Source organism: Acinetobacter sp. AG1, assembly GCF_001005525.1.
Lineage (GTDB): Bacteria > Pseudomonadota > Gammaproteobacteria > Pseudomonadales > Moraxellaceae > Acinetobacter > Acinetobacter modestus.
Window position 1 is genome coordinate 119,479 of record NZ_LBMZ01000124.1, and the last position, 13,103, is coordinate 132,581.

The following is a 13,103-nucleotide window of genomic DNA, read 5'->3' on the forward strand; positions in this document are numbered from 1 at the left end:
TTTAAAGCGACGCTTTTTTAAAAAAACGATCTTGTTTGACCTTTTCGATCAAATAATAGTAGCAACAGACATGCTGCGGTAAAAACACAAAGTGCTGTTTGAGTAAATTCGTTAATTGATTTACCAATAAAAAAATATCGTTCGGTGTACCAGAGTTCTGATGAAATATGACGACTGTAGTCCCAAATCGACAACAATCCAGCAACTGTTGAAATGATTAAGCTTGTCGTGATAAATCCTTTGATCTTAATCGGTACAGGTTGAGCTAGTTTATATTTGATGTAATAGCTTTTGCACATCCAGAAGATAAAAGGTAAGGCGAGAATGGATGAAGCAATTTGCAAAATGAAATGTAATGAATAATGCAAACCAAAGAGAGAAATATCTTGTGCGAGTAAATCTTTAAAAGCGAAGGTCCGAAAGTCCAGATGGGTTAATCCATCCCAGATTAAATGTGTCGCTGTACCCAGAATAATTGCAAAGCAATTCATAAGAATAAAGCCCACTGCATCATCAAAATTGCTGATCTTTATGGGATCTTTTATACCCAGAAAGCGATAACTGACAGGTCGATAAATGAGATACCACAAGAGACAAAAGAATAATCCAATCGGAAGATTGGGAAATAATATGCCAGACCACTGATGTGTTAATGCAATTGTTTCTTGAGTAAATAAGCGGTGCAGGTCTGGGGTCATACAGCCGATTGCAAGAGCTGCGACAGGCAAATGACCTTTACTCAATTTTGATAGAGGTGGTGCAAGAACAGCGTGAGAAAGAGTAAATGGCATATTCTTGGAGCGTTATAAACATTGAATAATGGATCAGCAGTGTAGCAAATGTTTTTTGTGGTTATGTTTTTTATTGCAAAATAAATGAAATGTTATAATATAACAAAATATATTTAAGCTGATCTGAGACACGGCATGTCATTTTCTAAAAATATTTTGACTTTATCTATTTTAGCAATAGCCAGTAGTACCACCTTTGCAGAAGAGGAAGCAAAGGTTCAACAACTTGCTACGATTGAAATTAAAGCGCACCCTTTAGAGCGAAATGCGGCCGATTTTGCTGTCGCAGATCATGTGGTTGAGCAAAAAGAGTTAACTGAAAAAAGTGTAACATTAGGTGATGCCTTAGCTGGTGAGATGGGTATACATACCAATCAGTTTGGCGCAGGTTCAAGTCGTCCAGTGATTCGAGGACAAGATGGTGCTCGAGTCAAAGTGTTGCAAAATGCCTCTGAAAATATTGATGTTTCAACGTTATCGCCCGACCATGCGGTCACGGTTGATCCATTATTAGCAAAGAAAATAGAAGTTATTCAAGGACCATCTACTTTATTGTACGGTGCTGGTACTGTTGGTGGTTTAGTCAATGTCACAGACAGCAAAATTCCGACACAGATGCCAGAAAATGGTTATGAGGGGAATGTTGGGCTACGCTATAACACTGGCAGTGATGAAAAATTAGCAAGCGCGGGTGTTACTGTTGGTTTAGGTGATCAAGTTGCATTACGTCTTGAAGGTCTCAAACGCGAAGCCAATGATTATATTGCACCTGATTATTTCCATGAAGGCGAAAAAGAACGTCGAGTCGATAATACTTTTGCCAAAGGGCAAACTGTAAATGTCGGTCTATCGTGGATTTATGATCGTGGCTTTACGGGTATTTCATATAGCAATCGTCAGGATCAATACGGCTTGCCAGGACATAGCCATGAATATGAAAGCTGCGATGCACATTCGAGTGGTAGACCACATTTACATTGTGGTGATCACGATCCAGATGATGGACATGATCATGACCATGAGGAACATGAGCATGCACATGATGCAGGACCTTGGATTGATTTAAAATCAGAGCGTTATGATGTTCGTACTGAGTTGGACAACCCATTTGCAGGTTTTAAAAAATTACGCGCACAAGCGAGTTATACTGATTATCAACATGATGAGATCGAAGAAGAGACCATCGCGACTCGTTTTAAAAATAAAGGTTATGATGGACGCTTAGAGTTAGTACATAACCCGCTGGGTGCATGGGAAGGGGTCATTGGTACACAATATGGACAACAAAAATTAAAACTTACAGGTGAAGAAGCCTTTTTAGCGCCAAATACCACTAAAAAATGGAGTGTTTTTGCATTAGAACATGCGCAATTTAATGATGTTCATGTTGAATTAGCTGCTCGTGGAGAACAGCAAAAAATTGATATTGATGATGCAACGAAAAAAGATTTCGACGGTTCAGCCTTTTCTGTTTCTGGTGCCGCCAATTGGGAGTTTGCACCAAACTATAAACTATCTTTCGTTACCTCACATCAGGAGCGTTTGCCTTTAGCACAAGAGTTATATGCTAATGGTGGGCATTTCGCCACCAATACCTATGAACTAGGGAATGATCAGCTTAAAAAAGAGCAATCAAACAATGTCGAACTTGGTTTTCATTACGATGATAACAAGTTTGATTATCATGTACATGTTTACCATAACTGGTTTGACGACTACATCTATGCTCAAACTTTAGATCGTTATAAAGATTTCCGTTTGGTTCAGTATGCACAAGATAAAGCCAAGTTCTACGGCGCTGAAGCGGAAGTGGGTTATCAGCTCTCTTCAATTTATAAACTCAGTGCATTTGGTGACTATGTTCGTGGCAAGATCGATAATGAAAATGCACCACGTGTACCAGCGGGCCGTTTAGGTACAAAAGTGAATGCAGACTTTGGTGATGGTTTTAGCGGTTCAGCTGAGTATTATCATGTATTCCAACAAGATAAGATCGCAGCTTATGAAACCGATACACAAAGTTATAATATGTTAAATTTGGGTGTGGCGTATTCAGGTAATTATGGCAATGTCGGTGATTATCGTGTATTCCTAAATGCTAATAACTTGTTGGATGATCAGGTTTATCAACATGCATCGTTTTTATCAACCATTCCACAAGTTGGACGTAATTTTAGCGTTGGTGTGAACTTTAGTTTCTAATTTGTCACTCAAATCTTATTGAAAAATCAAAGTATAAGCTCTAGCCTTAGTCCATTAGACTAGGGCTTTTTCTGTTTATATGCGCATCTTCCAAAGAATTCATCAAAAATTAAACTGGTCAGGTCGACGTTACATGGCAGTCATATTGAGTATTTTTGCGATTGGGTATATTGCTTCTGCAATTTATCACACTGTAAAACCGCTCCCAAAGGGACTGAATTTTACTGGACAACTTCGCCATGCCAATGTGAAATTTTTAGCGGATCAAACTTATATTGATATACAAGGTCAGCAACAAGTTGATCAGCATATTTTCAAAGAAGTATTCCAACTAATTGATCAAGCACAAACCACGATCGTGCTAGATATGTTTCTATTTAATCAGGAAGTTGGTGAATCAAAGGTAAAGCAATTTCCATTGATGCAACAACTCACTGATGCGTTGATTCTGAAGCGTAAACTTTACCCCGCAATTCAAATCGTTGTGATTACAGATCCAATTAACTCTGTTTATGGTGGAATAACTCCTAAACACTATCGTCAGCTTCGTCAAGCAGGCGTAGATGTGATAGAAACTGATCTGAAACCATTGCGAGCCTCGAATCCACTGTGGTCGGGATTTTGGTATATTTGTTGCCAAAATTTAGGCAATAATCCAGAAGGCGGTTGGTTAAATAATCCTTTTGGAAAAGATAAAGTAACAATACGGAGTTATTTGGAGTTACTCAATTTTAAAGCCAATCATCGTAAAACCTTAGTGGTAGATACGGCTCAAGGTTGGAAGAGTTTAGTGACCTCAGCGAATCCTCATGATGGAAGTTCACATCATAGTAATGTCGCATTGGTCGTGGATGGCCCAACCGCGATTGATGTATTACAAACTGAGCAAACCATCGCGAATATGTCACAAGGTTCAAGCCCTTTTGTGATTATGGGTGGGCTGGTGGAAGATAAGCGCTTGCCACAGGTGCAGCTACTGACTGAAAAAGCGATTTATGATGCTGTGTTGAAGATGATTCAATCTGCAAAAAGTGAAGAGCATTTGGACATGGCAATGTTCTATCTGTCTGAGCGAAATATTATTGAGGCGTTAAAACAGGCTAAACAACGTGGTGTAAATATCCGTATCATGCTTGATCCAAATAAAGATGCATTTGGTCGTCAAAAGAATGGTATTCCAAATCGTCAAGTGGCTTCAGAACTCAATGCGGTAGGTATTCCAATTCGTTGGTGTGATACCCATGGTGAACAATGCCATAGTAAAATGCTACTCAAGTATAACGCTCAGCAAGCTGAAATGATTTTAGGTTCAGCTAATTTAACAGCACGTAATCTTAAAAACTATAATCTTGAGACCGACATGCGCGTTTTAGGTTCAGCGCAAGCACTGGTCTTTAAAGATGCAGGACAGTATTTTGATGCTGCTTGGAGTAATGCGAATGGTCGTCAGATCACGGTTGATTATGCAAAATATGCTGATGAGTCAAAAGTGAAATACTGGCTCTATCGTTTTATGGAGTGGTCGGGCTTATCGACTTTCTAAAAAAAGAGGCTTTAAGCCTCTTTTTTTATTGCGGATTTGGTGGAATCAATTGATCTAAATCTTTATCAGCTAAGTGATCTAATTCACTTAAATCCGTTTTGATTTTCCACTGAGTTTCATCATCGACTGGGTTAGGCAAACGAGCTTCTAACCAATCACATACTGCATCAGGATTAAATTCAGGATGATTACATTGAATTACCCAAGCTAAAAAGTCTTTCGCTTCACCATTCATATAAGGAGGAGGAGAGACAGGGAAGAATTGAGTGGGTAAGCGCTCATTGGTCGATAAGTAGTTCAGAACATGCCCAAGCTCTTGAACAGTTTGCCATGCAAGTGGATGTGCAACATCAATATTGAATTTAAACCACCAAGCATGTTGACCATCTGTGCCATGTGCAACGATGCGAGCTTCCTGCACACTTGGAACTTTACAAAAGAATTGATAAAGGCGATCAAAATTCATTTCAGCCACAAATGTCGTCTCAAAATCAAAAATATAATTTTAGCATATCTCTATTTAACTATCCGTAGATGTGATTGATCGATGAATTGATTGATTAGATCTGAAAAAATATTATTACAACAGTTATGCTTAATTTTTATTCTAAAATAGAAAGATACTCTGATTTCTTAGGAGATAATCATGAAGCAATCTAAAATTTATATTTATGGCTTGGCGACTATATTGGGTTATCTCCCTATCATGAGTTATGCAGATAATGCTTGGAGTGGCTATAGTGGGGTGGAAAGACGTTCGTATCCTCAAACTCCTCGTTATCAACCAGCAGCAGAAGATCCTTTCGCATTTTCAAATCAGCGTTACACACCGACTGCACCACCTAAAGGCTATTATTATCAACCGAATCAAAATAATTATTATCCTTATCCAAGCCATCGACCGGGTGTTCGTATTGAATACTATCCAGAAACACAATATGAGCACAGCTATCGACGTGAATCATTTGTTGTTGGAAATGAATTACCCGGCGAGTTTCGTAGTGAACGCTATGTGATTCGAGATTGGGATTCATATTCATTGCGTGAACCACCAAGAGGTCGGCACTGGGTGATGGTCGATGGTCGTTATCTTTTGGTGACTGATGATAATTTTACGATTGAAATTATTCGCTGATTTTAAATGTTTTTTTGAATTTTATTCAAACTTGAAATCTCCATAATTTCTTGGTTTTCATTACAAAGTTTTGCAATGTCGCAGTTTTTATTCATGCTTTCTCCTAGAGTTTTTCTTAATCTGATTTTAGATCGAAAAACAGAGGATCAGAACATGAAAAAGACAGCTGTATTACTGGTATCAACACTTATGCTTGGTGTATCTGCCTCAGCTATGGCAGATTCAAATCGTTGGGATCATCAACATAAAGATCGTTATGATTACCGCTATGATCGTTATGACAATCGTCATGATCATCGGGAACAACCTCGTTGGTCAAATGGGGATCGCGGCAATCATTATGGTCAACGAATTAATTTTAAACGTGGTGAACGTTTACCTTCAGAATTTCGTAGTAACCGATATATTGTTTCCAACTATCGTTATCATCGCTTGTATGAACCACCTCGTGGTTATAACTGGATGCAGGTACAAGGTAAATATGTATTGGTTGATTCGAAATATCGAATATTCCGTGTTGCATAAAATACCTAAGAAAAAGCAGGTGAGATGCCTGCTTTTTTATTTATGCAAGTTCATCATCTTGTGGTCGTGGTGTCTTATTTGCAGGAAGTTGTTGTTCATGATCTTTACCTCGGATCACAGATGGGTAGTTCCATGAAGCAAAACGCACCACTAAAATAGCCAAAGCCAGAATTAAAATAGAGCCTGTAATAATGACTAAATCCATCGAGGCTTTGTGATTATGCTGAATATCTGCAATCAATAAGCGTGTAAGTGCAGTGATCGCCACATAGATGAGAAAGCGGACAGGCATATGATTGGTTTTAAAATAGATACCGACCATTGCACCAAGTTCGAGGTAGATAAATAGCAGTAAAATGTCATCAATGCTGGCATATTGTTTAACGGTCAAAATTTCAATGACGGTATGTGCGGCCGACCAAGCAATCATACAGCCAATAATAAACAGAGCTAAATAGTGAAAGGCTTCAACGGCATAATGACCTAGACGATCAAATAAACGTTGTAAATTTTCGAGTTTATCTTTGGAGTTAGACATACAGGCTTATATTCTCAACAAGATCATTAGAATGTTATGCAAGTTTTATGCTGATTTCATTATAGCCATAAAAAAACTGCCTAAACCAAATGATTTAGGCAGTTTTTAAAACCGAACTAGAATTAAGCTTGGTTTGTAAAATAATCTTCGCTGAAGTTCATGATTAAGTCAGAACCTGCTTTGATCTTCGCAAGGCGTGAATCAAGTTCTGGCAAAATACGGTCAACAAAGTACTGTGCCAAAGCAAGTTTGTTTTGGTAGAAATCACCAGACTTGTCTTTTGCAGCAGCAGCAATCTTAGCAAACATATAAGCAAAGCTAAGTAGACCAACTGCGCTTAAGTAATCTACAGCCGTAGAATTCGGGAATTCGATGTTTTCAGCTGCTTGCTCAATAATGAACTGAGTAATTGCTTCGATTTCAGTTGCAGCATCTAAAGTCGCATCTTTAATGAAGTTTAAGTCAGTGTCTAATGCATTGGCAAAATCACGGATCTCAGTGATATATTCAGCGATGAAAGCACCACCACACTTAATCGTTTTACGACCAATTAAGTCCTGAGATTGAACGCCGTTTGTTCCTTCGTAAATTTGAGAAATACGAAGATCACGGATGCACTGTTCCATACCCCATTCACGAATATAACCGTGACCACCAAATACCATTTGCGCATCTAAAGTTGCTTGGAATGCAGTATCTGTGAGGTAAGCTTTTGCAATTGGTGTTAACAGCGCAACACGGTCATTGGCTTTCTTCACGGCTTCTGCATCAGTAGAAAATTTAGTGATATCAAGCTGTTGACCTACATATACTGCAAATGCACGAGATGCTTCATTATTTGCACGTACATTCAATAACATACGACGAACATCACCGTGAACTAAGATGCTATCCGCAGGTTTGCTTGGAGATTTAACACCAGAAGCACTACGACCTTGTAAACGATCAGTCGCATATTGAGCTGCATTTTGGTAAGCAAATTCAGAAGCACCAAGACCTTGGATACCCATTGATAAACGTTCATAGTTCATCATCACGAACATTGCTGCAAGACCTTCGTTTTCTTTACCAACGAGATAACCTTTTGCCGCATCAAAATTCATGACGCAAGTTGCAGATGCCTTGATCCCCATTTTATGTTCGATTGAACCAGGACCAACAGGGTTACGCTCACCTAAAGAACCATCTGCATTTACAATGTATTTCGGTACGATGAATAAAGAAATACCACGTGAACCCGCAGGTGCATCAGGTGTTTTTGCAAGAACTAAGTGAATGATGTTTTCAGCAAGGTCGTGATCACCACCTGTGATGAAAATCTTAGTACCTGTAATGTTATAAGTACCATCTTCGTTGCGTTCAGCTTTAGTTTTAATAATTCCTAAATCTGTACCTGCATGTGGTTCAGTTAAGCACATCGTACCTGACCATTCGCCAGAGTAGATTTTAGGTAAATAAGTTTCTTTTTGCTCTTGAGATGCATAGCTGTTTAATGCCATACCTGCACCCACAGAAAGAAGCGGGTAGAGCATGAATGATGGATTGGTTGCGAATAACATCTCATCAGAAAGAACAGTCAGCATTTTTGGCATGGCCTGACCGCCCCATTCCTCATCAGCACCTAAGCCAATCCAACCACCTTCAGCGTATTGACGGAATGCTTCTTTAAATCCTGCTGGTGTGAATACTTCACCGTTAACCCAACGTGCACCTTCTTCATCACCAGTACGGTTAAGTGGGTGAGTTACGTTTTGAGCAAATTTAGCCATTTCTTCTAAAATTGCTTCAGCAGTTGCAGCATCTACATGAGCAAGATTCTCATTAGACTGCCAAAATTGTTCTGCTTTAAATACATCATTTAAGATGAATTTCATGTCTGCTAAAGGTGCATTGTAAATTGGCATAATCGTTCCTTTTTACGCACAGGTCATGTGCAAAGTGATCAAATAAAACGAACAAATAAATTGAATAGTGTAAATTTAGCATTGATTAAACAAAAAAAGGACGGTCAAAACTGACCAGTCCTTTTTCTGTGATGAACGTTGCATCTAACTCTAATCTATGATTAGAACGCGAAGTGTTCCGCATCAAGTTCAAACAATGGCGCAACGCCAGTTGAAAGTACATCTACGTGTGAGCGAACACGTGGCAAGATCTTCTTGAAGTAGAAGCGAGCAGTCGTTACTTTTGCATTGTAGAAGTCAACTTCTGTTGAACCTTCAGCCAATTTCTCTTGAGCAACAAGTGCCATACGAGCCCATAGGAATGCAAGTGTTACATAACCAGAGAAGTATAAGTAGTCAACCGCAGCTGCACCAACTTCATCAGGGTTTTGCATTGCGCGCATACCGATTTGCATCGTGATGTCGCCCCATTCTTTGTTTGCAGCAGCCAATGGCGCAATAAATTCTTGCATTGCAGCATTGTCTTTATTTGCTTCAACAAATTTATGGATGATCTTGGTGAAATCTTTAAGCATTGCACCTTGAGTTTGCAATACTTTACGACCTAACAAGTCAAGTGCTTGGATTTCAGTTGTACCTTCGTATAAGCAAGCAATACGTGTATCACGTACGATTTGCTCCATACCGTGTTCAGAAATAAAGCCATGACCACCAAATACTTGAACACCGTGCTTCGCAGATTCTGAACCAGTTTCAGTTAAGAATGCTTTAGCAATTGGAGTTAACAAAGATAAGATGTTGTCAGCAAACTTACGCTCTTCTTCAGTTTCGCCTTTTTCAACGATATCTGCATACTGAGCCAATAAGTAAACAAGTGCACGACCACCTTCAGCAAATGCTTTTTGAGTTAAAAGCATATTACGAACAGCAGGGTGAACAATAATTGGATCTGCTTCTTTTTCAGGTGCTTTAGGACCTGAAAGTGAACGCATTGCTAAACGATCTTTCGCATATGCTAAAGCACCTTGGAAAGAACCTTCAGATGCAGCAAGACCTTGAACGGCTGTACCAATACGTGCAGTGTTCATGAATGTGAACATGCAGTTTAGGCCGCGGTTTTCTGGTCCGATCAAGTAACCTTTTGCTTTATCAAAGTTGATCACACAAGTTGCGTTACCATGGATACCCATTTTGTGTTCGATCGAACCACAACGTACAGCGTTGCGCTCGCCAACTGAACCGTCAGCATTTACAAGGAACTTAGGTACGATGAAGAGAGAAATACCTTTAGTGCCTTTAGGCGCACCTGGTAAACGTGCAAGAACGATATGGATGATGTTGTCAGCCATGTCATGTTCACCAGCTGAGATAAAGATTTTCTCGCCAGAAATTGCATAGCTACCATCATCATTTGGTTCTGCTTTAGTACGAATAATACCTAAGTCTGAACCAGCATGAGATTCTGTTAAGCACATTGTACCTGTCCAAACACCTGATACAAGGTTTGGCATATACGTCGCTTTTTGTTCATCAGAACCATGATGTTCAATTGTACGAACAGCACCATGAGAAAGACCTGGGTACATACCCCAAGACCAGTTTGCTGTACCAACCATCTCAGAAATTGTGATTCCTAGAGAGTTTGGTAATGCTTGACCGCCAAATTCTTCATCAGCAGAAAGAGAAGGGAAGCCAAGTTCGATATATTTTTGATAAGCTTCTTTAAAGCCTGTAGGCGTAGTAACCACACCATCATTCCAAGTACAACCTTCACGATCGCCTGATTGGTTGATAGGAGAAAGTTCATTCTCACAGAAATCAGCTGCTGCTTCTAAATATTGATCAACCAATTCGCGGCTTACGGTGCCTTGAAATGCAGGAAGTTTTGCGTAATGTGCTTCAGCATTTAATAATTCGTGCAATACGAACTGCATATCACGTAAGGGTGCTTTGTATTGTGGCATAGCATTTTCCTCAATACTGGTTAAACCAGAGTTATAATCTTAGTCAATAGTAAATATACCCAAAGGGTATCATTTTGTGTTGCTAATCGTGCAACAAGTTATAGTTCCGTACAAGCTTTAACAGGGCATTTCTTAGTGACTGTAAAGTCAAAGATAATGCTTAAATTATTTTAAAGCGTATTGATTGTAGGCAGTTTGCGTTGAATTCGCTCGTAATAATATGCAAAAAATCGTAAGCAGCTGTGTAATTAAAAATAATTGATTCTGCAAATAAATAAAAGGCGCTTGAAGCGCCTTGATAACGAAATAATATTATGTTCTTACATAGGTTTAACGTTTGAATTGTGATTTTTCAGGCGTAAAGCGAACGTCACAAGTACCTTCAATTACACGATTATTCCACTGAACATTCACACGCTCACCGATGCGTTTACCCTGACAGGCTTTCTCGATCTGTGCTCTCTGTAGTCGATGTTCTTCACGCATTTGTTCTCGTTGTTCTTCACGTTGTTCGCGTTTAGCTTGCCATTCTGCACGTTGTTCAGGGGTTGGCGGTTGACGTTGCATTTCGTGGCGGTGGCGGTCATGATTCATTCCTTGTTCTGAAGGTGTTACTTGGCAGGCAGCCAAACCTAAAACAGAACCAAGAAGAGTTGTCATTAATACAATTTTTGTCTTGTTCATTATTTTATCCTGCGTAGTCAGTTAAGATTCGATTGTTAAAGATTAGATAATAAAGATGAAGAAAGAATGGAGAGTTTTTTTGAACCATGTTGGTTACAATCCATAAATAGAACACTATTGAGATTTCGCTTTTGAATGTTCGTCGCATGCCTTTAGCCATACGTTTATTTTTAACGGTATTACTGACTACCTTATTGATTGCAACAATCAGTTTAGGGGTATTGCATTGGACCATGCAAAAGAACTTCGCACGTTATGTTGCTGATGTGGAAATGCAAAAATTAGATCGTTTGATTGCGAATCTAGGTAATGTTTATACGGTTTATCATGACTGGGGGAATGCTATTCAGGCGCAGATTTTACAAATTGAAGGGAACGCAGCACCTGATGATTATGATCGTTTGTCTCAGTGGTGGTTGCGCCGTCAGTATGATATTGCCTTACAACAACGTTATTTTAATGACCATACCTTATTAACGCTTTCACCCACTTTAGCTCAAAACAACACCGAAATAAAAAATCGTCAGATTTTTAATGATGAAGAATTAAAGATTCTTAAACAAAATTTACCCTCAGAATATCAACCCTTTGAAGGCTTACGTTTTCCGTTGAGTCCAAGCCAATTTCGATTAAAGAAAGATGCGAAAGATGACAAGCAAGAGACCAAATCGAGTCCATCATCTGAACACGTTAAAAAGCGTTTTGTATCAATTCCAGATCGTTTAGGTTTAAGTTCAAGACTGTCTTTATATGATGAAAAACACCAATTTATTGTGGGCGAACCTGCAACTGATCAAATAGCCTACCGTCCAATTCTGGTCGATCAAAAAGTTGTGGGTTATCTCGGCTTAAAACCAGTACTGGATCAAGATGATGCATCAAGTATCAATTTCTTTAGTAATCAAAAGCGTTATTTGCTTTTAGTTTATGCCTTAACCGTGCTTTCCAGTTTGGTGGCTGCATTATTGATGGCAGCTTATTTCAAAAAGCCAATTCAACGTTTGCTCAATGCGACGTTGGAGTTAACGCGTGGAAATTACCAACATCAAGTTGTGATTAAGCGAAATGATGAATTGGGAGATTTATCTAATCAACTGAATCATTTGGCTGATATTTTGCATCAACATGAGGAATCGCGCCGTCAATGGGTCGCAGATACTTCTCATGAATTAAAAACGCCTTTGGCTGTGTTACAAGCACAGATTGAAGCGATGCAGGATGGAATTCGTAAAGCAACACCCGAGCATCTTGATGCAATGATGCGTCAAGTGAGTAGTTTAAAGAAGCTAACACAAGATTTGGCTGATTTGGCACAGGCAGATGCGCAGCAGTTGAAATGCTATTTTGCTGAAGTCAATCCATGGGATGTAGTACTGCAAGAAGTTGAGAACTTTAAACCTACATTTGAACAAAAGCAGCTTGATGTTTCACTCTCAGGCGAAGGAATAAGCCTATCTTTAGATCGAGATCGTTTTAAACAGATCATTGTTAACTTGCTTGGCAATTGTGTACGTTACACAGAACAAGGTGGAAAAATACAGATTCATACTCAACAAAATGAGCATGAATGGATATTGTATGTGGATGATAGCCCATTTGGGCTAAGTGATGAGCAGTTGGCACGTTTAGGCGAGCGTTTTTATCGTGTGGATGATTCACGCACACGTAGCACTGGCGGAACAGGTTTAGGTTTGGCTTTGTCTTGTAAACTTGCACAGGCTTTAGATGGTTCACTTACTTTTAATCATTCACCTTTAGGTGGATTGCGTTGTGTACTGACTTTCCCAAAATTAATTAAATAACTTTTTGATCCTCTT

Annotated in this window: 11 protein-coding genes; 5 read left to right on the forward strand and 6 right to left on the reverse strand. The window is 39.1% G+C overall.

Annotated elements, in window-relative coordinates; translation table 11 throughout:
* Nucleotides 1-17: 17 nt before the first annotated feature.
* Nucleotides 18-791 carry a DUF4184 family protein gene (locus tag AAV96_RS17375; protein ID WP_046740222.1) on the reverse strand — a complete coding sequence of 258 codons (774 nt, stop codon included), beginning with the start codon at nucleotides 789-791 and terminating at the stop codon, nucleotides 18-20.
* A gap of 135 nt (nucleotides 792-926) precedes the next feature.
* On the opposite strand from AAV96_RS17375, the gene znuD reads away from it, so the two are divergent.
* Together znuD and AAV96_RS17385 are read left to right on the forward strand one after the other, a co-directional pair.
* A complete protein-coding gene (znuD, locus tag AAV96_RS17380; protein WP_046740223.1) occupies nucleotides 927-2,993 on the forward strand; it encodes a zinc piracy TonB-dependent receptor ZnuD in 2,067 nt (688 codons plus the stop codon).
* 79 nt (nucleotides 2,994-3,072) lie between these two features.
* Nucleotides 3,073-4,536 carry a phospholipase D family protein gene (locus AAV96_RS17385; RefSeq protein WP_171249180.1) on the forward strand — a complete coding sequence of 488 codons (1,464 nt, stop codon included), beginning with the start codon at nucleotides 3,073-3,075 and terminating at the stop codon, nucleotides 4,534-4,536.
* A 25-nt stretch (nucleotides 4,537-4,561) separates the two neighbouring features.
* On the opposite strand, the gene AAV96_RS17390 is transcribed toward AAV96_RS17385, so the two are convergent.
* Nucleotides 4,562-5,002, reverse strand: a complete 441-nt coding sequence (locus tag AAV96_RS17390; RefSeq protein WP_034602063.1) for a hypothetical protein — start codon at nucleotides 5,000-5,002, stop codon at nucleotides 4,562-4,564.
* A 180-nt stretch (nucleotides 5,003-5,182) separates the two neighbouring features.
* Between AAV96_RS17390 and AAV96_RS17395 the strand changes: the two genes are divergently transcribed.
* Complete coding sequence (locus tag AAV96_RS17395; RefSeq protein WP_046740225.1) at nucleotides 5,183-5,671, forward strand: RcnB family protein; 489 nt, start codon at nucleotides 5,183-5,185, stop codon at nucleotides 5,669-5,671.
* Nucleotides 5,672-5,824: 153 nt separating this feature from the next.
* Nucleotides 5,825-6,196 carry an RcnB family protein gene (locus AAV96_RS17400; RefSeq protein ID WP_004664807.1) on the forward strand — a complete coding sequence of 124 codons (372 nt, stop codon included), beginning with the start codon at nucleotides 5,825-5,827 and terminating at the stop codon, nucleotides 6,194-6,196.
* A 40-nt stretch (nucleotides 6,197-6,236) separates the two neighbouring features.
* Here AAV96_RS17400 and AAV96_RS17405 read toward each other — a convergent pair whose 3' ends face one another.
* The 4 genes from AAV96_RS17405 to AAV96_RS17420 form a co-directional block, all read right to left on the reverse strand.
* Entirely contained in the window at nucleotides 6,237-6,734 is a 498-nt protein-coding gene (locus tag AAV96_RS17405) for a phosphate-starvation-inducible protein PsiE (protein ID WP_046740226.1), read from the reverse strand.
* Nucleotides 6,735-6,856: 122 nt separating this feature from the next.
* Nucleotides 6,857-8,638 (reverse strand): acyl-CoA dehydrogenase C-terminal domain-containing protein, encoded by a 1,782-nt coding sequence (locus AAV96_RS17410; RefSeq protein ID WP_005214402.1) that lies wholly within the window; start codon nucleotides 8,636-8,638, stop codon nucleotides 6,857-6,859.
* Between the two features lie 161 nt (nucleotides 8,639-8,799).
* Nucleotides 8,800-10,602 (reverse strand): acyl-CoA dehydrogenase C-terminal domain-containing protein, encoded by a 1,803-nt coding sequence (locus AAV96_RS17415; RefSeq protein WP_046740227.1) that lies wholly within the window; start codon nucleotides 10,600-10,602, stop codon nucleotides 8,800-8,802.
* A gap of 330 nt (nucleotides 10,603-10,932) precedes the next feature.
* On the reverse strand, nucleotides 10,933-11,286 hold the full coding sequence (locus tag AAV96_RS17420; RefSeq protein WP_046740228.1) for a hypothetical protein: 354 nt from the start codon (nucleotides 11,284-11,286) through the stop codon (nucleotides 10,933-10,935).
* Between the two features lie 131 nt (nucleotides 11,287-11,417).
* On the opposite strand from AAV96_RS17420, the gene baeS reads away from it, so the two are divergent.
* Nucleotides 11,418-13,088 (forward strand): sensor histidine kinase efflux regulator BaeS, encoded by a 1,671-nt coding sequence (baeS, locus tag AAV96_RS17425; protein WP_046740229.1) that lies wholly within the window; start codon nucleotides 11,418-11,420, stop codon nucleotides 13,086-13,088.
* The last annotated feature ends 15 nt before the right edge of the window (nucleotides 13,089-13,103 follow it).

Excerpts from the sequence above, each read along its gene's own strand:
- AAV96_RS17385 (WP_171249180.1), top strand. The coding sequence starts at position 3,073 with ATGCGCATCTTCCAAAGAATTCATCAAAAATTAAACTGGTCAGGTCGA.
- AAV96_RS17390 (WP_034602063.1), bottom strand. The coding sequence starts at position 5,002 with ATGAATTTTGATCGCCTTTATCAATTCTTTTGTAAAGTTCCAAGTGTG.
- AAV96_RS17400 (WP_004664807.1), top strand. The coding sequence starts at position 5,825 with ATGAAAAAGACAGCTGTATTACTGGTATCAACACTTATGCTTGGTGTA.
- AAV96_RS17375 (WP_046740222.1), bottom strand. The coding sequence starts at position 791 with ATGCCATTTACTCTTTCTCACGCTGTTCTTGCACCACCTCTATCAAAA.
- AAV96_RS17420 (WP_046740228.1), bottom strand. The coding sequence starts at position 11,286 with ATGAACAAGACAAAAATTGTATTAATGACAACTCTTCTTGGTTCTGTT.
- AAV96_RS17405 (WP_046740226.1), bottom strand. The coding sequence starts at position 6,734 with ATGTCTAACTCCAAAGATAAACTCGAAAATTTACAACGTTTATTTGAT.
- znuD (WP_046740223.1), top strand. The coding sequence starts at position 927 with ATGTCATTTTCTAAAAATATTTTGACTTTATCTATTTTAGCAATAGCC.
- AAV96_RS17410 (WP_005214402.1), bottom strand. The coding sequence starts at position 8,638 with ATGCCAATTTACAATGCACCTTTAGCAGACATGAAATTCATCTTAAAT.
- AAV96_RS17395 (WP_046740225.1), top strand. The coding sequence starts at position 5,183 with ATGAAGCAATCTAAAATTTATATTTATGGCTTGGCGACTATATTGGGT.
- AAV96_RS17415 (WP_046740227.1), bottom strand. The coding sequence starts at position 10,602 with ATGCCACAATACAAAGCACCCTTACGTGATATGCAGTTCGTATTGCAC.